The following is a 25,356-nucleotide window of genomic DNA, read 5'->3' as shown; positions in this document are numbered from 1 at the left end:
AAATCGGAACTATGAAATCCCTTCGAGGGAACAACCATATATCGTGGTACGGCTAATGCCGGCATTTTTCAACTCGCGTTTATTTTCATTAAAATGGACACTCAACAGGAACAATTTCAAATCCTTATAGCTAACGAATCTCATACAGGATTCGGGCAAATCATCTGTGACGAAATGGCTTCGTCTGCACAAGCACGTGGAACTGGCATTGCCAAAAGAAGTCCTGAATATATCCAGGCAAAAATGAGAGAAGGCAAAGCAGTTATCGCTTTTACATCGGAGGGAATCTGGGCAGGTTTTTGTTATATCGAAACATGGAGCCATGGCGAATATGTAGCTAATTCCGGTCTAATCGTTGCCCCTGCATTCCGGAAAAGCGGACTTGCAAAAAAAATCAAAAAGAAAATATTTGAACTAAGCCGCAAAACTTATCCTGAATCCAAAATTTTTGGACTTACAACCGGACTTGCAGTAATGAAAATTAACTCAGAGCTTGGTTACGAGCCTGTCACCTATTCCGAGCTTACCCAGGATGAGGCTTTCTGGGCTGGATGTAAAAGTTGTGTGAACTACGAGATCCTGATGAGCAAGGACCGGAAGAACTGTATGTGTACTGCAATGTTATATGATCCAAAAGATCATTACGAGCCAGAAGAAACGATACAGGATTTCAAGAAACATTCTTCTTTATACGAACGCTTCATGCGTATCAAACAGTGGAAATTGCTGAAGCCGTTACTCCGAAGGGACAAGGATAGCAAGAAAGCAGACAAATCAAAGCCCTCACTGCTCCATTTCTTTTTCCATTTTTAACCGGTAACGTACAGAACACCTGATTTTTTCCCGTTGTTAGCTGTTCAGCGTTAACTGAATCGTACTTTTGCTATCGTTTAAGCTTTAGCAGATCTTTGTTCATTATTTTAAATCAATCATGTTTCCATGGGTAATAAAGTTGTACTGGCCTACAGCGGCGGATTAGATACTACATACTGTGCTATCTACCTGCGCAAAATTAAAAATCTTGAAGTTCATGCACTCACGGTGAATACCGGGGGTTTCAGTGCCGAAGAAATCGGCAATATTGAAAAACGCGCCAAAGAACTTGGTGTCGCTTCTTTCACCTGTGTTGATGTAACAAGAGATTATTACGATTCATGTATCCGCTACCTCGTTTATGGCAATGTGCTGAAAAATGCAACCTATCCCTTAAGTGTAAGCGCAGAAAGAATGGTCCAGGCAATTGCTGTCGCTAAACATGTACAGGCAACCGACGCTTCTTATGTGGCGCATGGCAGTACAGGTGCAGGCAATGACCAGGTGAGGTTTGACATGGTTTTCCAGAGTATGTTACCGGGTGTTGAAATCCTTACCCCTATCCGGGATATGCAGCTCAGCCGCGAAGCAGAGATTAATTTTCTAAAAGAACATGGTGTCGATATGAATTTTCATAAGGCACAATACAGTATCAATAAAGGTTTATGGGGCACATCAGTTGGCGGTAAAGAAACTTTAACAAGCAGGGAATACCTACCTGAAGAAGCCTGGCCGACCCAGGTTACCGAATCCGGCTTAAGAAATATCGAACTGGTTTTTGAGAAGGGTGAACTTAAAGGCGTAGATGGAAAGACCTATGATCACCCGGTAGAAGCCATACAATATCTTCAGTCAATTGCCCAGCCTTATGGTGTCGGGCGGGATATACATGTTGGTGATACCATTATTGGCATAAAGGGTCGCGTTGGATTTGAGGCAGCGGCACCACTCATCATCATCAAAGCACATCACCTGCTTGAAAAACATACTTTGACAAAACACCAGTTATACTGGAAAGAACAATTAAGTACCTGGTATGGCAACTGGTTACACGAAGGTCAGATGCTTGACCCGACAATGCGTAATATTGAAAAATTCCTGGCAGATACACAGGAAACAGTAAGTGGAAAAGTGTTTGTCACCGTTCAACCATATCGATTTATCGTAACCGGCATCGAATCACCGCACGACCTGATGAGCAATAAATTTGGAAGCTATGGTGAGATGAACAAAGGATTCACCGGCGATGATGTAAAAGGATTTGCCCGGATCTTCGGTAACCAGGCAGCAATTTATCATAAAGTCAATACAACAGATAATGATTAAGGTAGGCATAGTCGGAGGCGCGGGTTATACAGGCGGGGAACTGTTAAGGCTTCTTGTAAATCACCCGGAAGCGAATATAATTTTTGTGCATAGCAAGAGTAATGCAGGCAATACAGTTGCCAGTGTACATGGTGATCTTGCGGGCGAAACCTCATTGCTGTTTTCCGATAAACTAAATGATGATATCGAAGTATTGTTTCTTTGTGTGGGCCATGGGGAGGCAAAGAAATTTCTGCAGAACAATTCAATCGCTGATAACGTACGCATCATTGATCTCTCACAGGATTTCAGGTTGAAAGAAGCTAATATTCTAAAAGCTTCGGAAGGCTCAAACGACTCGAATGGCTTAAGTCCGTCTAAAGGTAAGAATGAACGGAGATTTGTTTACGGCCTTCCTGAATTAAATAAAGAAGAGATAAGACGTGCATTTAATATTGCAAACCCAGGTTGTTTTGCCACCGCTTTGCAGCTGGGTCTGTTGCCATTAGCAAAAGCCGGTTTGCTGAAGGATGTTTATACCACCGGCATTACCGGTTCAACCGGTGCCGGGCAGGGACTTAGCCCCACATCACATTTCTCATGGCGGGCAAATAATATCCAGGCTTATAAGACGCTGACACATCAGCATCTGAAGGAGGTTGGTCAGTCACTTACCCAGCTAAATGATAAATCTGATATTGACATCAATTTTGTTCCCTGGCGCGGTGATTTTACCAGAGGGATATTTATCAGCTCACAATTAAAATGTGATCTTTCTCAAACTGAGTTGGATGAATTGTATGAATCCTTTTATAATGATCATCCATTTACCATCATAAGCAAAGAACCGATATATCTGAAACAGGTAGTGAACACGAATAAATGTTTTATCCAGCTTGAAAAAGTTGGTGATAAACTGGTGGTGCACTCAATTATAGATAACCTGTTGAAAGGTGCCAGTGGCCACGCAGTGCAAAACATGAACCTGATGTTTGGCATTGATGAAACAACCGGCCTGCGATTAAAGGCAAACTATTTTTAGGTCAACAACACTGTTCAATCTTTTAATTTTGAATTATGAAATTATTCGACGTTTATCCTATTAATGATATCACTATAACCAAAGCCCGGGGCTCGAATGTCTGGGACGATAAAGGCACTCAATATCTGGATCTTTATGGTGGACATGCCGTGATCTCAATTGGCCATACACACCCGCATTATGTTGAAAGACTCAATACGCAATTAAACAATGTTGGTTTTTATTCCAATTCAATACGTATCCCTTTACAGGAAGAGCTTGCTTTAAAACTTGGGAAGGTTTCAGGTAAAGAAGATTACCAGTTGTTCTTGTGCAACTCCGGGGCTGAGGCAAATGAAAATGCACTGAAGCTTGCATCTTTTTACAATAACAGGAAAAAAATCATTGCTTTCAGAAAGGCATTTCATGGGCGTACCTCCCTGGCTGTAAGCGTTACTGATAATCCAAAAATTGTTGCGCCAGTTAATCAGAATGACAATGTGATTTTTCTGCCCTTCAACGATGAATCATCTCTTGATGCAATATTCCGGGCGCAGGGTGATCAGATTTGTGCAGTAATCATTGAAGGTATACAAGGTGTGGGCGGAATCAATGTAGCCAGCGATAGCTTTCTGCAATCAATTCGCAAAAACTGTGATAAATACAATGCTGTATTTATCGCCGATAGTGTACAATGCGGATACGGAAGAACCGGCAAATTCTTTTCCCAGGATTTCAGTGGTGTTAACGCTGATATATATTCAATGGCCAAAGGCATGGGCAATGGATTTCCGGTTGCCGGGATTATCATAGCACCACATATCAAGCCGGTACCGTTGATGCTCGGCACTACCTTTGGCGGAAATCATCTTGCCTGCGCTGCGGCACTTGCTGTCCTGGAAGTTATTGAGTCAGAAAATCTGATCGCAAATGCAGCGACAGTTGGTGCATATATCATGGACAAACTGAAAGAAATTCCATCCTTACAGAACATAAGAGGAAGAGGTCTGATGATCGGATTTGATGTGCCGGAGAACCTGAAGGATTTGAAAAAGAATCTCCTTTTCAAATATCATATTTTTACCGGTGAGGCTAAGCCAAATGTTATAAGGCTTCTTCCTTCGCTGGCACTTACAAAAGCCGATGCCGATATTTTTCTTGAAGCAATCCGGGCTGAAATTGAAGCCCTGGAGCCGTCAACTCAACAAGCTCATAATTAATGAAAAATTTTATCTCTGTTAATGATGTTTCACATATTGACGGGCTGGTTGCAAAAGCCCTGATGTATAAGGCCGATCCTTTTAGCGACTTATCCCTGGGAACGAACAAACGTATCGGCTGCCTTTTCCTTAATCCTAGTATGCGCACTCGTTTAAGTACGCAGGTTGCTGCGCAGAATCTAGGCATGGAAGCCATCGTTTTTAATGTTGATAAGGAAGGGTGGGCTTTGGAATTTGAAGAAGAAGCCATTATGAGCGGAAACAAGGTAGAACATGTTAAGGATGCGGCACCTATCATGGGCAAATATTTTGATATCCTTGCCATCAGGACTTTTCCGGGTTTGAAAAACAGGGAAGAAGATTACAGTGAACTATATATAAATCAATTTATAAAATATGCCGGGATTCCGGTCGTCAGCCTCGAAAGTGCTACCCTGCATCCTTTGCAGAGCCTTACTGATATTATTACGATAAAAGAATCAATGAGTAAATGGACCAGCCCGGCCCGTAAGCCAAAAATTGTAATGACCTGGGCACCACATGTTAAGGCACTGCCACAATGTGTGGCGAATAGTTTCTCTCAATGGGTAAATGCCTGGGGCCAGGCAGATTTCGTTATCGCACACCCCGAAGATTATGAGCTCGACGAAAAGTTTACCAAGGGGGCAACAATAACACATGACCAGGACGAAGCACTTAAAGATGCGGACTTTGTTTATGTGAAGAACTGGAGTACCTACAATGATTATGGCAGAATCTATTGTAATGATCCGGAATGGATGCTGACAAATGAAAAGCTTGGATTAACAAACAATGCAAAGGTGATGCATTGTTTGCCTGTTCGCCGCAATGTTGAATTAAGTGATGAAATACTTGATGGCCCGGATAGTATAGTGACACTTGAAGCTTCGAATAGGGTTTGGGCAGCGCAGGCGGTGATTAGTGAGATCCTTAAGGAGTTATGAGTGATGAGTGATGAGTGGAGTGGTAAGTGGTAAGTTAAGTTTTTGAAATTATGAGTGATGACTAATAATTGACGGTTGATTGGGATGTTTGATGAGGAATAATGGATGATGGATGTGGGGTTGATGTGTAAGGATTGATGTGTAAGGATTGATGTGGGAGGTTAATGTGGGAGGATTGATGTGCGAAATACAGTAATGATAATAAGAGTTCATGAACAAGTTGTTTGTTATAAAAATTGGTGGAAATATTGTGGACGATGAGATAGCTCTTTCGGCTTTTCTTGATTTGTTTGCTGGTGTGGCTGGCAAAAAGATTCTTGTACATGGCGGAGGCAAAGTTGCTACCCGGCTTGCAAAGGATCTCAATGTGCCACAACAACTGGTAGATGGCCGGCGGATTACTGATGCTGCAACACTCAGGATCGTAACCATGGTTTATGCCGGTCTGATCAATAAAAATATCGTAGCGCAATTGCAATCAAAAGGATCAGATGCAATCGGCCTTACCGGCGCCGATGGCAATGCTATCACCGCTCATAAGAGGAAACACGCCGCGCTTGACTATGGTTTTGCCGGTGATGTTGACAATATCAATTCAAAGATGATTTCGGGTTTACTGGAACAAGGGCTTGACCTGGTTTTCGCACCTATAACACACGACAATAAGGGACAGCTCTTAAATACAAACGCAGATACCATTGCCCAGGAACTGGCCCGTGGTCTGAGTAAAAACTATGAAGTTCATCTGATCTATTCATTCGAAAAAGCCGGAGTGCTTGAGGATGCAAATGATGATAACACAGTAATAAAAAGGATAGATCCGGATACCTACCAGTCGTTGAAAGAAAAACAGATCATTTTTGCAGGAATGATACCCAAACTCGATAACGCATTTGAGGCAATCCGGAGTGGTGTGAGCAGGGTAATTATTGGCAAAGGAGAACAACTTGCCGAACTAATAACCGGCGCCGCCGGTACAACCATTACGGATGCAGCATGACCGAATCGACATATTACAGGCAGACGCAATAAACTTGCTCAAAGAGCTTATTGCGACTCCTTCATTTAGTAAAGAGGAAGATCAGACGGCGGGAATCCTATGCCGGTTTCTCGGAGAACGCGATGTGATTCATTACCGGATCCAAAATAATGTTTACGCTTTTAACAAGCATTATGATGAATTAAAACCTTCGGTTTTACTCAACTCTCATCATGACACGGTAAAACCCAACAAAGCTTATACACTGGATCCTTTTACACCGGTTGTAAAAGACGGAAAACTTTTTGGGCTTGGATCTAATGATGCCGGGGGCTGTCTTGTTTCGCTGATAGCAACGTTCCTGTATTTTTATCATCGTGAAGATTTGCCTTTTAACCTGGTGCTTGCTGCCAGTGCTGAAGAGGAGATCAGTGGGTTTAATGGAATTGAATTGCTGTTGAAAGACCTTGGACCAATCAGCTTCGGTATTGTTGGCGAACCCACACAAATGCATATGGCGATTGCGGAGAAAGGTCTGCTGGTACTTGATGTTTATGCCGAAGGAAAAGCAGGCCATGCTGCACGTGAAGAAGGTGAGAATGCAATTTACAAGACCCTGAAAGATATGCAGTGGTTCAGCACTTACAAGTATCCAAAAAACTCGGAACTTCTCGGACCCGTAAAGATGAGTGTAACAGTAATCGAAACAGAAAATAAAGCTCACAATGTGGTGCCTTCCAGCTGTCATTTTGTGGTCGATGTGAGAGTGAATGAGCTTTATAGTTTTGAAGAAGTGCTTGGCGTTATAAAATCTCATACCAGTTGCGTGGTAACACCAAGAAGTTTAAGGATGCGTTCTTCATATATTTCGCTTGACCATCCGATTGTAAAGGCTGGTATCAAACTTGGTCGCGATTATTACGGATCTCCCACCACTTCTGACAAAGCGCTAATGCCTTTCAATACCTTGAAGATGGGTCCAGGTGATTCAGCCCGTAGCCATACAGCTGATGAGTACATATTTATCGAAGAGGTTAACAATGGCATCGAACTGTACATTCAATTTTTAAATGAGCTGATATGAAATTATGGAGTAAAGAGAAAACCAACACATCCGAACTTATAGAAAGGTTCACAGTTGGCAGGGACAAGGAATTTGACATCCTGCTGGCTGAACACGATGCACTCGGTTCCATTGCTCATGTAAAGATGCTTGGCCAGGTTGGGTTGATGAAAAAAGAAGACGCAGAGACCGCTGTTAAAGGGCTTGAAGACATTCTTGCAATTATCAGGTCAGGTGGTTTTGTTATTGAAGATGGTGTTGAAGATGTTCATTCGCAGATAGAATTTTTACTCACGAAAAATATTGGCGAGGCTGGTAAACAGATTCATAGCGGCCGAAGCAGGAATGACCAGGTTGCTGTTGCGATCAAATTATATCTCAGGTCAGAAATACTTAAGATCACGGAGGCCACCAAGTCTTTGTTCAACTTACTTATTGATCAGAGCGAAAAGTTTAAAGACAAATTATTGCCGGGTTATACGCATTTGCAAATTGCTATGCCTTCATCTTTTGGCCTATGGTTCGGCGCTTATGCCGAGAGCCTGGTTGATGATACGGAAATGCTTGCCGCAGCATATGCTGTGGCTAATAAAAATCCGCTCGGAAGCGGTGCGGGCTATGGTTCGTCTTTCCCTCTGAACAGGACCATGACAACTGAGCTACTGAATTTTGGAGCCATGAATTATAATTCGGTTTATGCCCAGATGAGCCGTGGCAAAACCGAAAAAATTGTTGCCACAGGTATTGCCTCCATTGCTGCTACATTGAGCAAACTTTCAATGGATGCCTGTCTTTATATTAATCAGAATTTCGGTTTTATTTCGTTTCCCCCGGAGCTAACAACCGGCAGTAGCATTATGCCGCATAAAAAAAATCCGGATGTTTTTGAATTGATCAGGGCAAAATGCAACCGGATACAGTCAACTCCCAACGAATTGACCCTATTGATCAATAACCTGCCTTCCGGTTATCATCGTGATATGCAGCTTACAAAAGAAATACTCTTTCCTGCGATTGAAGAATTGAAATCCTGCCTGGAAATTATCCAGCTGATGCTTTCAAACATCACTGTCAAAGATCATATACTGGACGATGAAAAGTATCGTTACTTATTTAGTGTAGAAGCAGTAAACGAACTGGTAAATAAAGGCATTTCATTCCGCGATGCCTACAAAGAAATAGGCAACCAGATAGACAGTGGCAATTTCAATTTCGACTACAAACAACAACTTCACCACACCCACGAAGGAAGCCTTGGTAATCTCTCGAATGACAAGATTCGAAACGAAATGGAGAAAACCCTAAACAAGTTTTAGTTATGAGTTATGAGTTATGAGTGAGTTATGAGATGTTTAGTTGAAAGTGGGTTATGAAGCTTTTAATTATGAATGTTGTGCAAAGTATTTCACTCATAATTCTCAACTCATAACTCACTCATAACTCATCACTATATAAAGCCTATCTCAGTTGTTTCGTGTCTACCCTTGTTGGCGTGTCTTTACCTGCGATGATGCTGGTTGAGCTGAGCGCTATGGCCTTGATGATCTCAGCCATGTTGTTCATATCAAGGGTTTCGATTTCATCATCCTTTGTATGATAAAATTTTTCGGAGTCCATCTTTGAGGTAGAAATAGTGTGTGCCGCTACCCCCTGGCGCGCGAGGGTGGCATTATCGGAACGATAAAAAAGTTGCTGTTCGGGATAAGGATCAGGATAAAATTTGAAGGCAGTACCAGCCAGATTTTTTTCGAGGATCTTACCAAGATCAGTTTTTTCATAGCCCGTTATATAGGCTGAGTTTTTTCCCCATTTGCTGTCGGTTCCAATCATTTCTATATTAAACATAGCCATCACCTTTGATGAATCGAATTGGCCTGAAAAATGTCTTGCGCCGAAGCCGCCGACTTCTTCACCTGTAAATGCTGCAAATACTATAGTTCTTGCGTTATCTTTTTTCTTTGCAAAATAGTTTGCAAGCATGATCACCGCAGTTGTACCAGCCGCGTCGTCGTTTGCACCATTGTAAATAGAATCGCCGTTTGCATCAGCTGGACCGATACCGAGATGATCGTAATGAGCCGAAAAAATTACGATTTCGTCTGGTTTTGATTTGCCGGGTATCATGCCCACCACGTTTTTCAGGGGCATCTGTTCCGTTTTTTTGTTAAGCGTCAGTGCAAACGTTGAGGGCTGTGTTGAACCTAAAAGAAAAACAAGATTAGATTTCATGGCAGGATTTATTCTCCTCGCCTGGCGGATGCTAATGAAAACCTGGGCATGTGCAGTATCCACCAGTATTAAATAATTACCTGTTGATTGTTGCAATCGGCGGAACACCACCTGCGGGGTATCAGTTGCCTTGATCGTGATTTTCTCAATAGTTGAATCATTGGTCAGCGTGTAAGTTTCGCGGGCCGATAAAAAAGCAACATTGTTCGGGTTAACAGGTGATCCGTCTACTGTGCCTGAGATAATAAACTCTGTTTGTGGCACAGAAAACTCCTGTAGATAAGAACCCTTTACCGGTTGAATACCGGATTTACGAAACTCTTCAGCTATGTATTCAGCAGCCTTGTCGATACCGGGAGTAAATGTTTTTCTGCCCTGCATTTCATCTGAAGATAATTTTCTTTCTATCTGTTCAACAGCTTTGGCGTTGATTATCTTATCTATCTGCTGCGCGTTCGTTATCGTTGCCAGGCTCAGCGCACTAACAACAGTAAATAAATATTTTCTCATGTTTGTTTATAAACTCATCATCTCTTTAAACTTAACTGTCTGGCGGCGGCTAACTTCAATCTTTTCTCCCCCTTTTAGCTCAAGCAGCAGACCTCCGTTGAAATAAGGTTCAATCTTTTCAATCAAACGAAGATTAATGATGTGTTTTCGGTTAGCCCTGAAAAATGTTTTCTCATCAAGCCTTTCTTCGAGTGAATTAAGCGACTTCAATATCAGTGGCTTGTTTGGACCAAAATAAACCTTGGCATAGTTACCAACGCTTTCGAATAACCGGATTTCAGACAGTTTAACGAACCAGCAGCGTTCTCCATCTTTCACAAACACCTGGTCGTGTTCACTGAGGATAGAACGGTTCACGTTCGGGTTCATTGGCATTGAACCATTCTCCTTTTCATCCTGCATATGGAGCTTCTGAATAGCGTCGGCAAGTCTTTTGGGTTCAACCGGTTTCAGAAGATAATCCAATGCATTTACTTCAAACGCTTTCAGTGCATATTCATCATAAGCCGTGGTAAAGATTACATTTGGTATCCGGTCCAGTTCAGACAACATATCGAATCCAGTTTTTCCCGGCATCTGGATGTCGAGAAAAATGAGTTCAGGATTCATGTTTTCTATACGCTCGATACCCTCACCGGCATTCGCGGCTTCAGCAACGACCTCGATTTCCGGGAAGTCCAGCAATAATTTTCTTAACTCGTTTCTTGCTAATCTTTCGTCATCAATTATTATAGCTCTGATCATACCTGTAACTATTTTTTGCAACGGGAATCAATACTCGAACTTCCACCAGTTCCGAATTAACCTGGCGGATAGCAAAATTAGCTTTTTCTCCAAACAAAAGATGTAGCCTGTTTTTTGTACTGGAAAGCCCGAATCCGTCGCCCGCATTACCATAGCCGTTAAGATGGCCGGTGTTCTGTATAATCAGTTCATGGAATTCGTCACGGAATTCCGAAATCACCTTTACGATTCCGCCGTTTATCTGTTTACCAATTCCGTGTTTAATAGCGTTTTCGACCAGCGTTTGCAACATCATCGGGGGGATAGGCTGATCAAGTGTATCTTCATCAATCTCATACTCTATCTGCAGCCGGTCTTCAAACCTGATATGTTCAAGAGCGAGATAGTCTTTTACAATATTGAGTTCTTTTTCGAAAGGCACTGTTTCCAGTTTTTCAGCCTGCATAGAACTACGCAGAATATTACTCAGTTCGGTTATTGCATTTCTGGCGCGGCCCGGATTTTCATCAATCAGTGCCCTGATACTGTTTAATGCATTAAAGATAAAATGCGGATTGATATGAGACTTAATGGTCTTCAGCTCCAGTTCCTTGACTAACGCCTCCAGCTTCAGGGTATCGAGTTGCTGGCGTCGGTTGGTTTCGATATAATGATAGAAATAATAAATGAGCACCCAGGGTATTACAAGAAATCCACTGCTTAATATGTTTGCGATAAAACGGGTTGTTATATCAAGCCTGTTTTCAGTAGTAAGGTTGAAAATTTCTATCCCCGCCATCACAACCAAACTATTAATAACGCAGGTAATGAGGATGGCAAATACCAGTCTTGAAAAGATCTGCTCATTAGGCAGAAGCATCCATTTTTTCCTCTTGATGTATTCCCGTAGCAGGTGGGTACTCAGTATTCCACCACCGATCATCACGAGGATCTTTTCAATCCTGTCTAAATTGATTTCTTCTTTGAAGATGAAAACATATAAGAGGGCTGATAGGCCTGCAAGACCTGCCCAACCCAGAATCTGGCAAAGCCAGTAATTGGATATTTTTTTGAGAACGCTCATAGTTATCCTACAAAACTAGGGTTTACGCCAAGAGCCCTTGGGTTAAATGTTATATGTGGCATAAAATGACTGTCAGGTTTAGAGTGTATGGCCGGTGCCGCAGAGTCAAAATATACTATTTTCTTAAAAATCAACGTTCTACTGCGAAGAACAGCCATTTGGGGTTGTAATCCTAAGATATAGCTTTTGTGTCAAAAGGTATAAAAACAGTATTTTTGTCTTATAAAATCAAAGAATGAACATCAATCCCGGGGCTTTGCTTCAAACGGTGAACTCACCGGCGGACCTGCGAAAACTCAGCAAAGAACAGCTTATCCAGCTTTGCGACGAACTAAGGCAGTATATTATTGATGTTGTTAGTGTTCATGGCGGTCATTTCGGGGCCAGCCTGGGAGTTATTGAACTTACTGTTGCACTTCATTATATCCTTGATACCCCAACCGATCAGCTTGTTTGGGATGTGGGTCACCAGGCTTACGGTCATAAGATCCTTACAGGTCGCCGTGACAATTTTTATACAAATCGTAAATACAACGGACTCAGCGGTTTCCCAAAAAGATCCGAATCAGAATATGACACTTTTGGCGTAGGTCACTCTTCAACTTCCATCAGTGCCGCCCTCGGGATGGCCATCGCTGCCAAATATAAGGGTGAGAACCGCAAGGCTGTTGCTGTGATAGGCGACGGGGCGATGACTGCAGGTCTTGCTTTTGAAGGAATGAATCATGCCGGTGTGGCTGACACGGACCTGCTCATCATCCTGAACGACAATTGCATGAGCATTGATCAGAATGTAGGCGCGCTCAAGGAGTATTTAACCGACATAACCACTTCTCCAACTTATAATAAGTTTAAGGACGATATCTGGAAAGCATTGGGCAAACTGCCGCTTGGCGGGAATTTCAGCCGTGGCATGGCCAGCAAACTGGAACAATCGATAAAAGGCTTTATCAATAAAAGCAGTAACCTGTTCGAGGCACTTCAAATCCGGTATTTCGGCCCCATTGACGGCCATAATATCACCAACCTGGTTGACACCTTAAAAGATCTGAAGGATATTCCCGGCCCAAAACTGCTCCATGTTGTTACCGTAAAAGGTAAAGGATATGCCCTGGCAGAAAAGGAACAAACACTTTGGCACGCACCGGGACTTTTCGATAAAATAACCGGGGAAATCTTCAAAAAGAAATTTGACATCCCACAACCGCCAAAATACCAGGATGTTTTCGGTCATACCATCATAGAGCTGGCAGAAAAAAACGACAAGATTTTCGGAATAACACCAGCTATGCCTTCAGGTTCATCTCTTAAATTTATGATGGATAAAATGCCTGACCGTGCAATTGATGTAGGGATTTGCGAGCAACACGCAGTTACCGTGAGCGCTGGTATGGCCACACAGGGCCTGCGCGTTTATTGCAATATTTATTCCTCATTTATGCAAAGGGCTTTTGACCAGGTTGTACATGATGTCGCAATTCAACAGCTGCCTGTCATTTTCTGCCTCGACCGTGCCGGCCTGGTTGGCGAAGATGGACCCACACATCATGGTGCTTATGATATCGCTTATATGCGCTCGATACCAAATATGATCGTAAGTGCGCCGATGAACGAAAGCGAACTGCGGAACCTGATGTATACAGCGCAGCTTGAATCAAATAACTCCCCTTTTGTGATCCGATATCCAAGGGGCGAAGGTGTAATGCCGGAATGGAAAACACCATTTGAGGAAATTCAGATAGGTAAAGGGAGAAAACTGAAAGATGGATCAGGTATTGCTGTTCTCTCAATTGGCCATCCGGGCAATTTTGTTAGTTCTGCGCTGAGGGAACTGAGAACCGAGGGACTAAATCCTGCTCATTATGATATGCGATTTGTAAAACCTCTTGATGAAGAGATGCTTCATGAAATATTTTCGAAATTTACGAAGGTTGTTACTGTTGAAGATGGAACAGTGACCGGTGGTTTTGGATCGGCTATCCTGGAATTCATGGCCCTATACAATTACAAGGCTGATGTAAAAATATTAGGTATCCCTGATCGCCTCGTTGAACACGGTACACTTAAGCAATTACAGGCTGAATGCGGTTTTGATGCTGCAGGCATAGCTCTTGCCATTCGGGAGATGATGAAAGATTCACTTAAGGTGGGTGTTTTTCAATAACCCGGATCAGGATAAATATTTACAGGATAAATTTAGATAAGATCAAGTATCACCGCTTTAGATATCATCAGTTGTCACCACGTCCTCTTCGCGGTTTTCATTGAACTCTACAATGAAATTATTCCGGCCTTCGCCGATCATGATGGTCATGTACTTTCCCTGGACCAATTCGAGCATCGAGAGGAAAAGGAAAATCGCATGTATCCTGTCCTGGCAAGGTTCGAAGATTTTTTCGAATGACATTACCTTTTCCCTTTTCACAGCATCTATCATGTGTTGGCGGCTGCCTTGCATGGTGTAGTTATAATTAACTACCGTGTGTACAGGCTTAAGTTTTTGCTGTTCCAATCTTTTGATCACCTTTTCGAAGGTTTTCATCAGCTTAAACAGGGTTATGGCCTGGATTTCGGTGCCTTCGCCACTTTCCTCGCCGATCAGTGCAAGTTCAGACTGGGTGTTCCCCCTCCTGACCATCAGCATACGCATAGCTTCCATCTCCGCCATCTTTGCAGAAGCTTCCTTGAAACGTTTGTATTCCATGATCTTGTCGATCAATTCCTGCCTTGGATCAATTTCATTCCCCTGGGGATCAATCTCTTTGCGAGGTAGCAACAATTTTGCCTTTATCCGCATCAGGGTAGAAACAAAAAGGATGAATTCACTTGACAGCTCGATATTCAGCTTTTCCTGCGAATGAATATAATCCAGGAAGTCTTTTATGATCTTAGTGATTGGGATATTATAAATATCCAGCTCGTCACGCTCGATGAAAAACAATAAGAGGTCGAAAGGACCCTCAAACTGAGGTAATACGATCTGGTATGATGACTGATTCAATTCAGAGATATTTAGTAAGCGTTCACGACAAACCTACACCAATTATGATCAGGATAAAAAACAGGTAACTCACAATTTTAACGGGTGATTGTGGAATAAATTATCGTTCCGGTGGCGCTTTTATCAAAAACTAACCGGCTCTTATCAAAAACTAACCGATAGCCCGACAGCCAGCAGCGACCTCAATTGAATGGCGGCTGAAGTCTTTTTATCTCCAAACTGCCTGACGTCATCATCATAAATCAGGTCGAAATTATAAGTCACATTCAGTATCTTATTTACTTTCATAACAATCAGATTGGTCCAGAATACATCTACATTCTGAGGTTTAGCAGCATTTTCCTGGATGTCGATCTGCCCGGGACCTGTAGCAGTAAAGCGCTCTGTTCCGAGATAATTGGAATAAAGATCCATACGGCTCTTATAACTCACATTTTTAAACAGCTCTTTGTTGAAGGTGATGGAAGCGAAGCCACCCACTTCGGTTCTTACTTTCCTTTGTGGATTAACCCCGTACAAAGCGGCCAGGGGAAGTTCAAAACCGCCACCATCTGCAGCAGGTATTACACCGTTCGGGAAAAAATAACTTCCAGGCTCGTTAGTGACAATAACGAAACGTGCGGATACCGGTGAAACAAAAATATTAAAATAAGGCGCGGGGTGGTAATCAATACCTGGGGCGACGATAAGATATGCCGGGGCCATAAAATTCGAGGTTGCCTTCTGATAGTCTTTACCCAGGTAATCATAGTCATAACCCGGGGCAAACTGAGTCCGGAAATTTACCACGCCCGCAAGGCTGAAATGCTCACTTAAGGCATGACCGGCCTTAGAGTACAGGTCAATTTTATCATCAGTTTTCCGCAGCCCATTGGATGTTGTATTTATCATCGCATAGCCTAGGTCAAGGGTATTTTCCCATTTGAATCTGCCGGATTTATAACGGGCATATACACTCAGGTAACCAGCAAGAGAAAGTGAGAATTTCTCAGCACCCGCTGCCCAGTTTTTACTGGATCCCTGACCAGCATTCAATGTGAACACACCTCCGGTTCTCCAGCCTTTGATATGTGTAGTATCATCAGTAAATCCTTTTTTCTCGGACGTTTCCTTAATTGTTTTGATTGTCGGATCCTGGGCTAACGATATCGTAACGAAAACAAATAAAAAATAAAATGATAAGAATAAATGCTTCATATTATAAGATTTTACGTGAAAAATCTAAGTTGTGATTTATAAACAGGCAATCGCCTGAAGGGCAAAAGCCATACCAATGCTTCAAAGTTTACTGCAGTGAAACAGCCTAATGATTTAATAACTTACTGTTGCTATTGAACAGTCAATCGATACGATTTCCGGCAAAACCATCTATACCTGTAATAGCGATTTACCTGTAGTAGTGATTTACCAGTAGTAGCGATTTACCTGTAATCGCGCAAGCATTGTAGCAGAAATGGGGAATGATAAATATTGACTTAAAGTCTATGGCTTTTTGAGTTCGTCGCGTATCTCCATAAGCAGTTTGTCAGTTGAACTTGGTCCTGCAGGAGCGACTTCCTCCTTTTTGTTAAAGCGGTTCATGGCCCTGATGATCAGGAAAAGTATAAGAGCAACAATAATGAAGTTGATACAAGCAGAAAGGAAAACTCCAATTTTTACTGTTCCAAAAATCCTTAGCTTATCCAGTTCCGTTAGGTTGGCACGCTCTAATATAGGTTTCAGAAGCAGCGGTGTGATCACGTCTTCAATAAGAGAGTTAACAATCTTGCTGAAAGCGGCGCCAATTATCACACCTATAGCGAGATCTACAACGTTGCCTTTCATTGCGAACGTCTTGAATTCTTTTAAAAAACCCATGGAACAATTTTTAATGGTTAACGATCAATGCCTCAGTAATTTAACTGATTTCGGGGATGTCAACAAAGCAATTGTTAAAAAGTTGCACTCCTTTATATTATAATGCATCTGGATTATAAAGCATTTGTATTATAAGCATCAGTATTATAAAGTATCCTTTATTTTATAAAGCCTCATTCCACTGGCTCAGACATTCTTGTTTAGTATCGGGGTGGATATTTCCCGGTTATAGCTGCCCGTTAATCAATTAAGGTAAACTCGCTAACCAGCTATTTAGATTTTTGCATTGGTGGGTATTGCATCCTGAAACCCTTCAGGGTATCCAAAATTATGCTTGCGATAAGATGCTCCTTATACCAGTTCTGATCGGCCGGTACAATAGTCCAGGGCACTTCGTTGCAGTGCTCAAAAGCATCTTCATACATTTCAATATATTTATCGCGCAACTTTGCTTCTGCGAAATCACCTTCATTGAACTTCCATTGTTTTGACGGGATGCTCATCCGTTCCTCCAGCCTGCCCGCCTGCTCTTCGGCTGATACATGCAGGTAAAATTTAAGTATCGTGGTATTATTATGTTCAGTGATAAGTTCTTCAAATTTATTGATGGCATTCATCCTTTTTTTAGCCAGGTCATCATCGCACCAATTGTGAACCCGTGTTACCAATATATCTTCATAATGTGACCGGTTAAAAACCTGGATCATCCCCTTTGCAGGTGCTGATTTGTGAATGCGCCATAAAAAATCATGTGAAAGTTCTTCTTCTGTTGGAACCTTAAATGAATGGACCAAAACACCCTGTGGATTGAAGGCACCGAACACATTTCTGATAACACCATCTTTTCCGCTCGCATCCATTCCTTGCAATATTACCAGGAGTGAATGTTTCGATTCAGCATAAAGCAGATTTTGCAAGTCGTTCAGCTCTCTAAGCATAGCTGCCGTAATCGCTTTTGTTTTTTCTTTTTCAAATTCTTTGGGTGCCCTTGTACTTATTTTGGAGAGTTTTATCTTATCCATGCAGGTTGATATTATATACAGAATATTGTGGCCGCAGACGCAACTACCTTCAGCATAGCAGTATCAGATATGATATATTCAATAATAAAAGATATTGAATACTCAACATCTGTCAGAAGTCATGTGTCAGACAATGTTGTCAGATAATGTTGCCAGACAGCCTTGTCAGACAGTCATGATCTCTTTTTCTTTGGCGGCAAAATGTTTATCCACCAGGTTGATATATTTGTCTGTAAGATCCTGGATTTCTTTTTCTGCGTCCTTGCAAATGTCTTCGCTCAGGCCATTTTTTTGAAGCTTTCTAACTTGTTCAATGGCATCGCGGCGTATATTACGAATCGCAACCTTTGAGCTCTCGCCTTCAGCATTTGCCCTTTTTACCAACTCGCGTCTGCGCTCTTCCGTCAGTGGTGGCATAAACAGCCTGATGATTACGCCATCGTTCTGAGGAGTAACCCCAAGGTTGGCAGCAATGATGGCACGTTCTATCGGCTGCAACATATTTTTTTCCCAGGGCTGAATGGTGAGCGTGCGAACATCTGCCACTGAAACATTTCCTACCTGGTTCACCGGTGTCGGAGTACCATAATAATCAACAACAAGTCCTTCGACGAGGTTTGGGTTTGCCTTGCCCGCCCTTACTTTTATCAGTTCTGACTCAAGATGGGTGATCGCTTTTTCCATCCCTTCATGTGCCTCTTCGGTGATCATACTAAGCTCTTCTGACATATTCATTGTTTAATTGGATGCAAACCTAAAAAAAAATCAAGCTCAAACATTCAATTCTGCCTGATAAGTCTGATGAATGTTCTGACAAGTGACTGCGGCCATCTTTGTGCCACAGAATCGCTGAGCTAATTTTTGTGTTCGAGGATAGTGTCTTTTGTAAGAGGTACAATCTTGGTGCTTGCCTGTTCGGAAAGTGACTCCTGCATAGCTTTGGCAACAAAGAGTCTTGGTTTGCGACGGGTATAGTACAGTGCCGCAATCCCTGCAAAAAACAGTATAACAGTATAAAATATTAACCAGGTACAACCCAGGCTCCGGCAAAAATAACTGGCGACAATAAACGTAAAATTTATCGACACAAGGGTGATAGTAATAAAACGGTGAGATAAGCCTTTATCAAGCAGCAGGTGATGAACATGGTTCCTGTCCGGGCTAAAGGGTGAGCGCCTGTTGACAATGCGGATGGCGAAAACACGAAGAGTATCAAGCAAAGGAACCATCAAAATTGCAAACCCGATAGCCGGGGCAGCCACAATAGGGAAAGCCGTTTCTGCGAGATCCGCTATATTAATAAATTTAACGACCAGGATAGCATTGATCAGGCCAATCAACATCGAACCCGTGTCGCCCATAAATATCTTAGCAGGCTGAAAATTAAAGATCAGGAACGCAGCAACGCTACCAGCAGTAGCAAACGATAATATTGAATAAGAGTACAGATCGAGCTTTAAAAAATAGAAGCCGAAAATGGTGGATGCCATCAGACCCAGGCTACCGGCCAAACCGTCAATACCATCAATCAGGTTAAAACTATTTATGATAACAATGATAGTAAAATAGGTCAGCAGTAGGCTAAACATGTCCGGTAGTTCATAAATACCCAGGAAGCCATGCATGCTTTTAATCTGAACACCACCCTTATATATGATAAGGAAGGTTGCAAGTACCTGCCCGATAAATTTCTTAATAGGTGAAATAATCAGGATATCATCCTTAATACCAAGGAAAAAGATCACGAAGGCTGCGGCAAAGAAGTACTGAAATTCACCCGCAACCTGGAAACGAAGGGTAATAAGGCAGGCCAGGATAAAGCCTGCGAAAATGCCAAGGCCACCAAGCGAGGGAATTGGTGACTGATGAATTTTCCTTTCATCCGGGATATCAAACAGTTTTTTCCTCTCGGAAACTGTTATAATAGCGGGTATAGAAAGAAAAGTTATTGAGAATGAGATAGCTATAGATAATAAAACATCAAACATTAGCCTGCTTTTGAATGGTAAAATTCACACCTCTGTTCTACGTTTGGCTCCATAGCCCCTGACTTCACCGGGCTGCAAATTAATATTTGTTTCCCGAATATCCTCTTTTCAAAACACGCTTTCTTGTCGCATTAAAGACTATCATAATGTATTTTGATAATCTTTAAAGTTTGAGCGTGAACAACCAGATTTCCTTTAGTTTTGCGACCATATATATAAAATGTCATGCCAGAATTAAAAGAAATTGCCAGCCAGGTTCGAAGAGATATAGTAAGAATGGTCCATGGTTCTGCCAGTGGCCACCCTGGAGGTTCTCTGGGTTGTGCTGATTTTTTGACTGCTTTGTACTTCAAGATAATGCATCATAAGCCCGAATTTAACATGGACGCCACCAATGAGGATGTGTTTTTCCTCTCAAACGGGCATATTTCTCCCGTTTTCTATAGTGTTCTTGCCCGTTCGGGATATTTTGACGTAAAAGAACTGGCAACTTTCAGAAAACTTAATTCAAGATTGCAGGGGCATCCCGCTACACATGAGCATTTACCAGGTGTACGGATAGCCAGCGGTTCTTTGGGCCAGGGTATGAGCGTTGCCATTGGAGCCGCGCTTGCAAAAAAAATCAACGGTGACAAACACCTGGTTTATTCATTGCATGGAGATGGTGAATTGAATGAAGGTCAGAACTGGGAAGCTATCATGTTCGCATCAGCAAATAAAGTAGATAATCTCATAGCTACGATAGACTGGAATGGCCAGCAGATTGATGGTCCTACCTCTAAGGTTCTTGATATGGGAGATATCCCCGCAAAGTTTGAGGCTTTTGGCTGGGAAGTACTTCAACTTGATAATGGAAATGATGTGGACGCAGTGGTTATTGCCCTGGAAAAAGCAAAGACATTTGCGGGAAAAGGCAAGCCTATCGTTCTCGTGATGCGCACAGCCATGGGTAGTGGAGTTGATTTCATGCAGGGAAGCCACGAATGGCACGGTATAGCTCCAAATGACGAACAACTGGCAAAGGCGCTGAGTCAGTTGCCTGAAACGCTTGGAGACTATTAATAAAGGATCAGGTACCAGGTAAGTTGATCAAAAACTAAAGCTCACCACAAATTCGATATCTATGGGATTGGTAGAATATTTTAAGCGAAAGTTCCTCAAAAGAAAAGCGAGAAGGATTTTTGGTGAATATCCAACAGTTGTCAATGATTTTTTTCTGGCTGCTGACGGAAAGATCCAGTTTGCAAACTGGGAAAACCCGCTGATGAAACCGAAGTCAATAACTCAGTCCGAGGTCAACTTCTTCAAAAGATTTATTCCTGCCGGGTCTATGGCAATAGATATCGGTACCAATATCGGGGACACAACAGTTCCAATGGCAATTGCTGCGGGTAAAGAAGGTGTTACGCTTGGTTTTGATCCCAACCCGCATGTATTTAAGGTACTTGAAGCAAATGCGAATCTTAACAAGGATAAAACCAATATCATTCCTCTTCCATATGCGATCACTGAAAAGGAGGGAGAGTTTTATTATACCTCATCCGAAGCATCATTCAGTAATGGCGGCATCACCAGTGAGCCAAGCAAGATACATGGAGCATATTCGTTAAGCACAAAGATAAAAGGGATAGTTCTCGAAGATTATCTAAAGAGTCAGCTTCCACATTGGTTACCAAAATTATCTTTCATTAAGATTGATGCTGAAGGTTATGATAAAGAAATCATCATTTCTATTCATTCTTTGATAGAGAAATACAAACCAGTAGTGATTTCAGAATGTTTCACGAAGATGTCAAAACCAGAAAGGGATGCGTTGTTTGATAGCATAGCTCTAAAAGGCTATGATCTTTTCTTCTTTGAAGACTTCGACGAGAACGCAGCTGTAATACCGCTTACGAAAGATGACATGATGCGGTGGAAAAACTTCAACTTCTACGCAACACCTAAGAAAAACTAACAGATCCAAAAACTCAACTCTTAAGCTCAATAGGCTGAGCCGCTGCCTTTCTTGATGGATACCAGGCAGCAATACCAGCAACAAGGAATACCGTAATCAATACGAGTATGAAGTCTCCGGCTTTTAAAGTAACCGGGTAATAGTCGATCAGGAAGGTGCCACCTTCTATCGGCACCAACTTATATTTTACCTGTGCCCAGCAAATGATAACCGCGAGTATGAAACCGGTAAATGCACCAATACCTGCAAGCAACAAACCTTCCTGGAAAAATATACCCTGAATACGTTTATTGGTTGCACCCATGGCTTTCAATACCTGGATGTCTTTCTGTTTTTCAAGTACAAGCATTGTTAAGGCACCAATCATTGTAAACGCTGCAACTATCAACATCAGGGTAAGTATACCGTATATCGCCCATTTCTCGAGATTCATTACACTATACAGGCTTTTATTTTGTTCATACCTTGATTCAATCAGGTAAGTGGGTCCGAATATTTTGCTTAAAGAATTTTTCACAGAAGTACCATCACCAGGGTTTTTCAGGGCGATCTCAATATTACCCGTTTCATTCTCTTTCATCCCCAACATCCGGCGCATGAAATCGATATTTGTTATTGCATACTTATTATCCAGGTCCTGTTGGATAAAAAAAGAACCGGTGGGATTCATATTTTCGGCTGACATCACCTGCGTCGGATCAACTACATTTATGTTTACCCCTCGCTTGAACATATATGCTGTAACCGGGTAAAGGCTTCTGTCTGATTCGATAGCTAACCCGTTTTCAATTCCAGAGCCCAATACAACGGAAGGTGCTTCAGCGGTGCCCAGTTCAAAGCTACCCCTGATCAGTTTTTTACTTACATCGGATACGTTGCTGTAATTTTCGTCTACCCCTTTCAGATACAAGGGAATCTGATTCTCACCATTGCGAATAAGCGTTTTTTCTTCTACAGTCAGTGAATAATCTTTGATTTCGTTGTTCGCCTTTAGTTGTTCAAGTTGCCGGGCTGTGACCTGCATAAATTTTCCTTTGGCAGGCGAAATACGTATATCTGTATAAAAAGTAGAATAAAGAGATTTGACAAGGCCTTCGAAGCCATTGAAAACACTTAACACTATAATAAAGGAAGCGGTAATAACTACTATTGCCAGGGCACTCACCCAGGCAATGATATTAATAGCATTTGTGGACTTTTTAGCTTTAAAATAACGCCAGGCGAACAGTAGATTCATAATGAACAGTTCACTCGTTATCTTTCTTTTTGATGCTATTGAGCAGCTGTTCCATCTTAAAAGCCTGGTCAAGCGTGTCATCATGATAAAACTGAAGCACAGGCATACGTCGCAACTGTTTTGACACTCTTGACGTTAATTCTTTTTTTATCTCCCAGCTACGGTCGCTGAATTTTTGCATTACAGCCTTTACATCATTCACTTTAAAAAGGCTTAGATATATGCGGGCCTCGAGCAGATCAGGGGTTACTTTTACGGATGATATGGACACCATTCCTCCATCGACCATAGATAAACCAAGTCTTTGAAATATCTGATTCAATTCTTCGTTTAACAAGCCGGCAATCTGTTTTTGTCGTTTACCTTCTTCCATTACATTAACTTATTAATACTTGTAAAAGTACTTACTTTGCACGGTTTACTAACCATTTTAACCTGATGAAACGCCCATGACGAGATTTTCATGCACCGGAAGTTGTCTCCAGGGCGTTCTCCCGCAAAAGCGGGACAGGCTATTCGACAAAAAAGAAAAAATTATGAACGGATGAAAAGATTTTCGATCATTATAAAGTACCTCCGGGATCAGAAGGGAAATATTCTTTGGTATACATTGTTCATGTTTCTTTCCATTATCTTTTCAATATTCTCTTTTGCAATGGTTGCGCCATTTCTGCAAATGTTATTCACCAAAGGAGAAATCGCGGTTCCACAACCGGCACAGGGCATATCGCTTGAAAATTTTACAGATTATATTGACTTTTATTTATACAACTGGATGCAGCTCAATGGCAAGTCTTATGCGCTTGCGGCGGTGTGTATCCTGGTAGTTGTGGCAACTCTGATCAAAAACGTCTTCCTTTACCTGTCTTACAGGGTTATGGCACCTATTCGTAACCACGTAATGACTGAACTACGTGCTAACCTGTATTCGAAGATTTTGCGATTGCCAATCGGCTATTTTACTGATCAACGTAAGGGTGATATCATCAGCAGAATGAGCAATGACATGAATGAAATCGAATGGAGCATTATCGGTACCCTGGAAGGTCTTATCCGGGAGCCACTCACGATCATTATTATACTTACTACACTTGTAATACTTAGTCCCACCCTTTCCGTTTTTCTTCTGGTTTTGTTACCCGTTACCGGCTTTGTTATTGGTCGCCTGAGTCGTTCACTTAAAAAAAACAGCGGCAAAGCACAGGAAGAACTTGGAGGATTGTTATCAGTAGTTGATGAAACGCTGGGTGGTTTGCGGGTAATCAAGGCCTTTAATGCAGAGAAGAAAATTGGTCAGAAATTCTTCAATATAAATAATTACTTAAATCACCTTCGTAATAAAATTGCTTTCAGGAGAGACATGGCTTCACCATTGTCGGAAACCTTAGGGGTATTGGTGTTGGTTTGTATCCTGTGGTTTGGCGGTAGCCTTGTTTTACAGAACGAGGTAATGAAGCCTACCGATTTTATCACTTATATTATCCTCTTTACTCAAATCATTAACCCTTCCAAATCGTTGTCTACCGCATTTTATAATGCGCAAAAGGGCAGTGCGGCCATCGAAAGAATTGAAGAGATCCTTGTTGCCCCGGTGGTAGTGGAAGAACTTGAAAATCCTAAGGTACTAACAGAATTTTCAAGCAAAATCGAGTTTCGCAATGTCACTTTCCGATATGAGGATATCGTTATCCTGGATGATATTAACCTGGTTATTGAAAAAGGAAAAACAGTTGCACTGGTCGGTTCATCCGGTGCGGGTAAATCTACTTTAGCCGATCTTATTCCCAGGTTTCATGATGTGAGCGAGGGTCAAATCCTTGTCGACGGTGTTAATATCAGGGAGTACTCATTACAGTCGCTAAGGGAACAGATGGGTATAGTTACCCAGGAACCAATCCTGTTTAATGACAGTATCGCCAACAACATTGCCCTTGGTACGCCTTCGGCAAATATTGCAGAAATCGAATCCGCTGCGCGTGTTGCAAATGCACACGATTTTATCATGAGCAAGGAAGAAAATTACCAGACCAATATTGGTGACCGGGGTGGCAAACTCAGTGGCGGGGAAAGACAAAGGGTAACTATCGCCCGGGCAGTTCTCAAAAATCCGCCTATACTAATTCTTGATGAAGCCACATCTTCGCTTGATACGGAAAGCGAAAGACTCGTTCAGGACGCCATTAATAAAATGATGCAAAATCGCACCAGTATCGTTATCGCACACAGGCTCAGTACTATCCGGCATGCAAATGAAATCGTTGTTCTTCAGAAAGGAAAAATCGTCGAAAGAGGCACTCACGATCAGTTGCTTTCAGTAAACGGATTTTACCGTAAACTTGTGGAAATGCAGGAAGTACGTTAAGAGAGTGATGAGTTATGAGT

The 25,356-nt window shown here is 42.0% G+C and carries 23 protein-coding genes; 12 read left to right on the top strand and 11 right to left on the bottom strand.

Translation table 11 applies throughout. The features are described from left to right. Positions 1-93 precede the first annotated feature (93 nt). From VK664_RS17775 to argH, 8 genes are all read left to right on the top strand, one after another. Complete coding sequence (locus VK664_RS17775; RefSeq protein WP_461400036.1) at positions 94-813, top strand: GNAT family N-acetyltransferase; 720 nt, start codon at positions 94-96, stop codon at positions 811-813. Between the two features lie 126 nt (positions 814-939). After that, the gene (locus tag VK664_RS17770) at positions 940-2,139 is read left to right on the top strand and encodes an argininosuccinate synthase (RefSeq protein ID WP_461400035.1); all 1,200 of its coding nucleotides are present in this window, start codon (positions 940-942) and stop codon (positions 2,137-2,139) included. Next, entirely contained in the window at positions 2,132-3,160 is a 1,029-nt protein-coding gene (argC, locus tag VK664_RS17765; RefSeq protein ID WP_461400034.1) for an N-acetyl-gamma-glutamyl-phosphate reductase, read from the top strand. The genes VK664_RS17770 and argC overlap by 8 nt, the downstream gene beginning before the upstream one ends. 35 nt (positions 3,161-3,195) lie before the next feature. Continuing rightward, complete coding sequence (locus VK664_RS17760) at positions 3,196-4,359, top strand: aspartate aminotransferase family protein (protein ID WP_461400033.1); 1,164 nt, start codon at positions 3,196-3,198, stop codon at positions 4,357-4,359. Further along, positions 4,359-5,324 carry a Rossmann-fold NAD(P)-binding domain-containing protein gene (locus VK664_RS17755; RefSeq protein ID WP_461400032.1) on the top strand — a complete coding sequence of 322 codons (966 nt, stop codon included), beginning with the start codon at positions 4,359-4,361 and terminating at the stop codon, positions 5,322-5,324. Before VK664_RS17760 ends, VK664_RS17755 begins: the two co-directional genes overlap by 1 nt. Before the next feature lie 211 nt (positions 5,325-5,535). Further along, on the top strand, positions 5,536-6,324 hold the full coding sequence (gene argB / locus VK664_RS17750) for an acetylglutamate kinase (protein WP_461400031.1): 789 nt from the start codon (positions 5,536-5,538) through the stop codon (positions 6,322-6,324). Next, a complete protein-coding gene (locus VK664_RS17745) occupies positions 6,314-7,387 on the top strand; it encodes a M20 family metallo-hydrolase (RefSeq protein ID WP_461400030.1) in 1,074 nt (357 codons plus the stop codon). Before argB ends, VK664_RS17745 begins: the two co-directional genes overlap by 11 nt. Then, positions 7,384-8,682 (top strand): argininosuccinate lyase, encoded by a 1,299-nt coding sequence (gene argH, locus VK664_RS17740; protein WP_461400029.1) that lies wholly within the window; start codon positions 7,384-7,386, stop codon positions 8,680-8,682. The genes VK664_RS17745 and argH overlap by 4 nt, the downstream gene beginning before the upstream one ends. A gap of 142 nt (positions 8,683-8,824) precedes the next feature. Here argH and VK664_RS17735 read toward each other — a convergent pair whose 3' ends face one another. The 3 genes from VK664_RS17735 to VK664_RS17725 are packed head-to-tail and all read right to left on the bottom strand — an operon-like array spanning position 8,825 to position 11,912. Next, positions 8,825-10,105 (bottom strand): M28 family peptidase, encoded by a 1,281-nt coding sequence (locus VK664_RS17735; protein WP_461400028.1) that lies wholly within the window; start codon positions 10,103-10,105, stop codon positions 8,825-8,827. 6 nt (positions 10,106-10,111) lie between these two features. Then, the gene (locus VK664_RS17730) at positions 10,112-10,849 is read right to left on the bottom strand and encodes a LytR/AlgR family response regulator transcription factor (RefSeq protein WP_461400027.1); all 738 of its coding nucleotides are present in this window, start codon (positions 10,847-10,849) and stop codon (positions 10,112-10,114) included. Further along, complete coding sequence (locus VK664_RS17725) at positions 10,827-11,912, bottom strand: sensor histidine kinase (RefSeq protein ID WP_461400026.1); 1,086 nt, start codon at positions 11,910-11,912, stop codon at positions 10,827-10,829. Before VK664_RS17725 ends, VK664_RS17730 begins: the two co-directional genes overlap by 23 nt. A gap of 235 nt (positions 11,913-12,147) precedes the next feature. On the opposite strand from VK664_RS17725, the gene dxs reads away from it, so the two are divergent. Continuing rightward, the gene (gene dxs, locus VK664_RS17720; protein WP_461400025.1) at positions 12,148-14,076 is read left to right on the top strand and encodes a 1-deoxy-D-xylulose-5-phosphate synthase; all 1,929 of its coding nucleotides are present in this window, start codon (positions 12,148-12,150) and stop codon (positions 14,074-14,076) included. Between the two features lie 57 nt (positions 14,077-14,133). Here the strand turns inward: dxs and VK664_RS17715 are convergent, their stop codons facing one another. The 6 genes from VK664_RS17715 to VK664_RS17690 all read right to left on the bottom strand — a co-directional run bounded on the left by VK664_RS17715 (position 14,134) and on the right by VK664_RS17690 (position 19,780). Further along, positions 14,134-14,913: a segregation and condensation protein A gene (locus tag VK664_RS17715; RefSeq protein WP_461400024.1), complete on the bottom strand. Its 780-nt coding sequence runs from the start codon at positions 14,911-14,913 to the stop codon at positions 14,134-14,136. A gap of 144 nt (positions 14,914-15,057) precedes the next feature. Further along, positions 15,058-16,110 (bottom strand): DUF3078 domain-containing protein, encoded by a 1,053-nt coding sequence (locus tag VK664_RS17710; protein WP_461400023.1) that lies wholly within the window; start codon positions 16,108-16,110, stop codon positions 15,058-15,060. Positions 16,111-16,395: 285 nt separating this feature from the next. Beyond that, on the bottom strand, positions 16,396-16,770 hold the full coding sequence (gene mscL, locus VK664_RS17705; protein ID WP_461400022.1) for a large conductance mechanosensitive channel protein MscL: 375 nt from the start codon (positions 16,768-16,770) through the stop codon (positions 16,396-16,398). Positions 16,771-17,039: 269 nt separating this feature from the next. After that, positions 17,040-17,792 (bottom strand): PPK2 family polyphosphate kinase, encoded by a 753-nt coding sequence (locus VK664_RS17700; protein ID WP_461400021.1) that lies wholly within the window; start codon positions 17,790-17,792, stop codon positions 17,040-17,042. Positions 17,793-17,957: 165 nt separating this feature from the next. Beyond that, positions 17,958-18,521 (bottom strand): ribosome recycling factor, encoded by a 564-nt coding sequence (gene frr / locus VK664_RS17695; RefSeq protein WP_461400020.1) that lies wholly within the window; start codon positions 18,519-18,521, stop codon positions 17,958-17,960. 125 nt (positions 18,522-18,646) lie between these two features. Beyond that, positions 18,647-19,780: an MraY family glycosyltransferase gene (locus VK664_RS17690; protein ID WP_461400019.1), complete on the bottom strand. Its 1,134-nt coding sequence runs from the start codon at positions 19,778-19,780 to the stop codon at positions 18,647-18,649. A gap of 225 nt (positions 19,781-20,005) precedes the next feature. Here VK664_RS17690 and VK664_RS17685 point away from each other — a divergent pair, with 225 nt between their 5' ends. Beyond that, entirely contained in the window at positions 20,006-20,842 is an 837-nt protein-coding gene (locus tag VK664_RS17685) for a transketolase (protein WP_461400018.1), read from the top strand. 61 nt (positions 20,843-20,903) lie between these two features. Further along, a complete protein-coding gene (locus VK664_RS17680; RefSeq protein WP_461400017.1) occupies positions 20,904-21,737 on the top strand; it encodes an FkbM family methyltransferase in 834 nt (277 codons plus the stop codon). Positions 21,738-21,750: 13 nt separating this feature from the next. On the opposite strand, the gene VK664_RS17675 is transcribed toward VK664_RS17680, so the two are convergent. Next, positions 21,751-22,974 carry an FtsX-like permease family protein gene (locus VK664_RS17675; RefSeq protein ID WP_461400016.1) on the bottom strand — a complete coding sequence of 408 codons (1,224 nt, stop codon included), beginning with the start codon at positions 22,972-22,974 and terminating at the stop codon, positions 21,751-21,753. Positions 22,975-22,984: 10 nt separating this feature from the next. Beyond that, positions 22,985-23,347, bottom strand: a complete 363-nt coding sequence (rbfA, locus tag VK664_RS17670; protein ID WP_461400015.1) for a 30S ribosome-binding factor RbfA — start codon at positions 23,345-23,347, stop codon at positions 22,985-22,987. A 171-nt stretch (positions 23,348-23,518) separates the two neighbouring features. Here rbfA and VK664_RS17665 point away from each other — a divergent pair, with 171 nt between their 5' ends. After that, on the top strand, positions 23,519-25,336 hold the full coding sequence (locus VK664_RS17665) for an ABC transporter ATP-binding protein (RefSeq protein ID WP_461400014.1): 1,818 nt from the start codon (positions 23,519-23,521) through the stop codon (positions 25,334-25,336). Positions 25,337-25,356: the final 20 nt, after the last annotated feature.

This window comes from Flavitalea sp., assembly GCF_035489435.1.
Taxonomy (GTDB): Bacteria; Bacteroidota; Bacteroidia; order Chitinophagales; family Chitinophagaceae; genus DATHKG01.
Note: the sequence above shows the minus strand (reverse complement) of the source record. Positions and strands in the feature narration are given on the sequence as shown.

Bases quoted from the DNA above. Each gene is read 5' to 3' on its own strand.
- VK664_RS17755 (WP_461400032.1), top strand. From the start codon at position 4,359: ATGAAAAATTTTATCTCTGTTAATGATGTTTCACATATTGACGGGCTG.
- VK664_RS17730 (WP_461400027.1), bottom strand. From the start codon at position 10,849: ATGATCAGAGCTATAATAATTGATGACGAAAGATTAGCAAGAAACGAG.
- VK664_RS17770 (WP_461400035.1), top strand. From the start codon at position 940: ATGGGTAATAAAGTTGTACTGGCCTACAGCGGCGGATTAGATACTACA.
- dxs (WP_461400025.1), top strand. From the start codon at position 12,148: ATGAACATCAATCCCGGGGCTTTGCTTCAAACGGTGAACTCACCGGCG.
- VK664_RS17665 (WP_461400014.1), top strand. From the start codon at position 23,519: ATGAAAAGATTTTCGATCATTATAAAGTACCTCCGGGATCAGAAGGGA.
- VK664_RS17680 (WP_461400017.1), top strand. From the start codon at position 20,904: ATGGGATTGGTAGAATATTTTAAGCGAAAGTTCCTCAAAAGAAAAGCG.
- argH (WP_461400029.1), top strand. From the start codon at position 7,384: ATGAAATTATGGAGTAAAGAGAAAACCAACACATCCGAACTTATAGAA.
- VK664_RS17675 (WP_461400016.1), bottom strand. From the start codon at position 22,974: ATGAATCTACTGTTCGCCTGGCGTTATTTTAAAGCTAAAAAGTCCACA.
- VK664_RS17735 (WP_461400028.1), bottom strand. From the start codon at position 10,105: ATGAGAAAATATTTATTTACTGTTGTTAGTGCGCTGAGCCTGGCAACG.
- VK664_RS17775 (WP_461400036.1), top strand. From the start codon at position 94: ATGGACACTCAACAGGAACAATTTCAAATCCTTATAGCTAACGAATCT.
- frr (WP_461400020.1), bottom strand. From the start codon at position 18,521: ATGTCAGAAGAGCTTAGTATGATCACCGAAGAGGCACATGAAGGGATG.
- VK664_RS17690 (WP_461400019.1), bottom strand. From the start codon at position 19,780: ATGTTTGATGTTTTATTATCTATAGCTATCTCATTCTCAATAACTTTT.
- VK664_RS17685 (WP_461400018.1), top strand. From the start codon at position 20,006: ATGCCAGAATTAAAAGAAATTGCCAGCCAGGTTCGAAGAGATATAGTA.
- argC (WP_461400034.1), top strand. From the start codon at position 2,132: ATGATTAAGGTAGGCATAGTCGGAGGCGCGGGTTATACAGGCGGGGAA.
- VK664_RS17700 (WP_461400021.1), bottom strand. From the start codon at position 17,792: ATGGATAAGATAAAACTCTCCAAAATAAGTACAAGGGCACCCAAAGAA.
- rbfA (WP_461400015.1), bottom strand. From the start codon at position 23,347: ATGGAAGAAGGTAAACGACAAAAACAGATTGCCGGCTTGTTAAACGAA.
- mscL (WP_461400022.1), bottom strand. From the start codon at position 16,770: ATGGGTTTTTTAAAAGAATTCAAGACGTTCGCAATGAAAGGCAACGTT.
- VK664_RS17745 (WP_461400030.1), top strand. From the start codon at position 6,314: ATGCAGCATGACCGAATCGACATATTACAGGCAGACGCAATAAACTTG.
- VK664_RS17725 (WP_461400026.1), bottom strand. From the start codon at position 11,912: ATGAGCGTTCTCAAAAAAATATCCAATTACTGGCTTTGCCAGATTCTG.
- argB (WP_461400031.1), top strand. From the start codon at position 5,536: ATGAACAAGTTGTTTGTTATAAAAATTGGTGGAAATATTGTGGACGAT.
- VK664_RS17710 (WP_461400023.1), bottom strand. From the start codon at position 16,110: ATGAAGCATTTATTCTTATCATTTTATTTTTTATTTGTTTTCGTTACG.
- VK664_RS17760 (WP_461400033.1), top strand. From the start codon at position 3,196: ATGAAATTATTCGACGTTTATCCTATTAATGATATCACTATAACCAAA.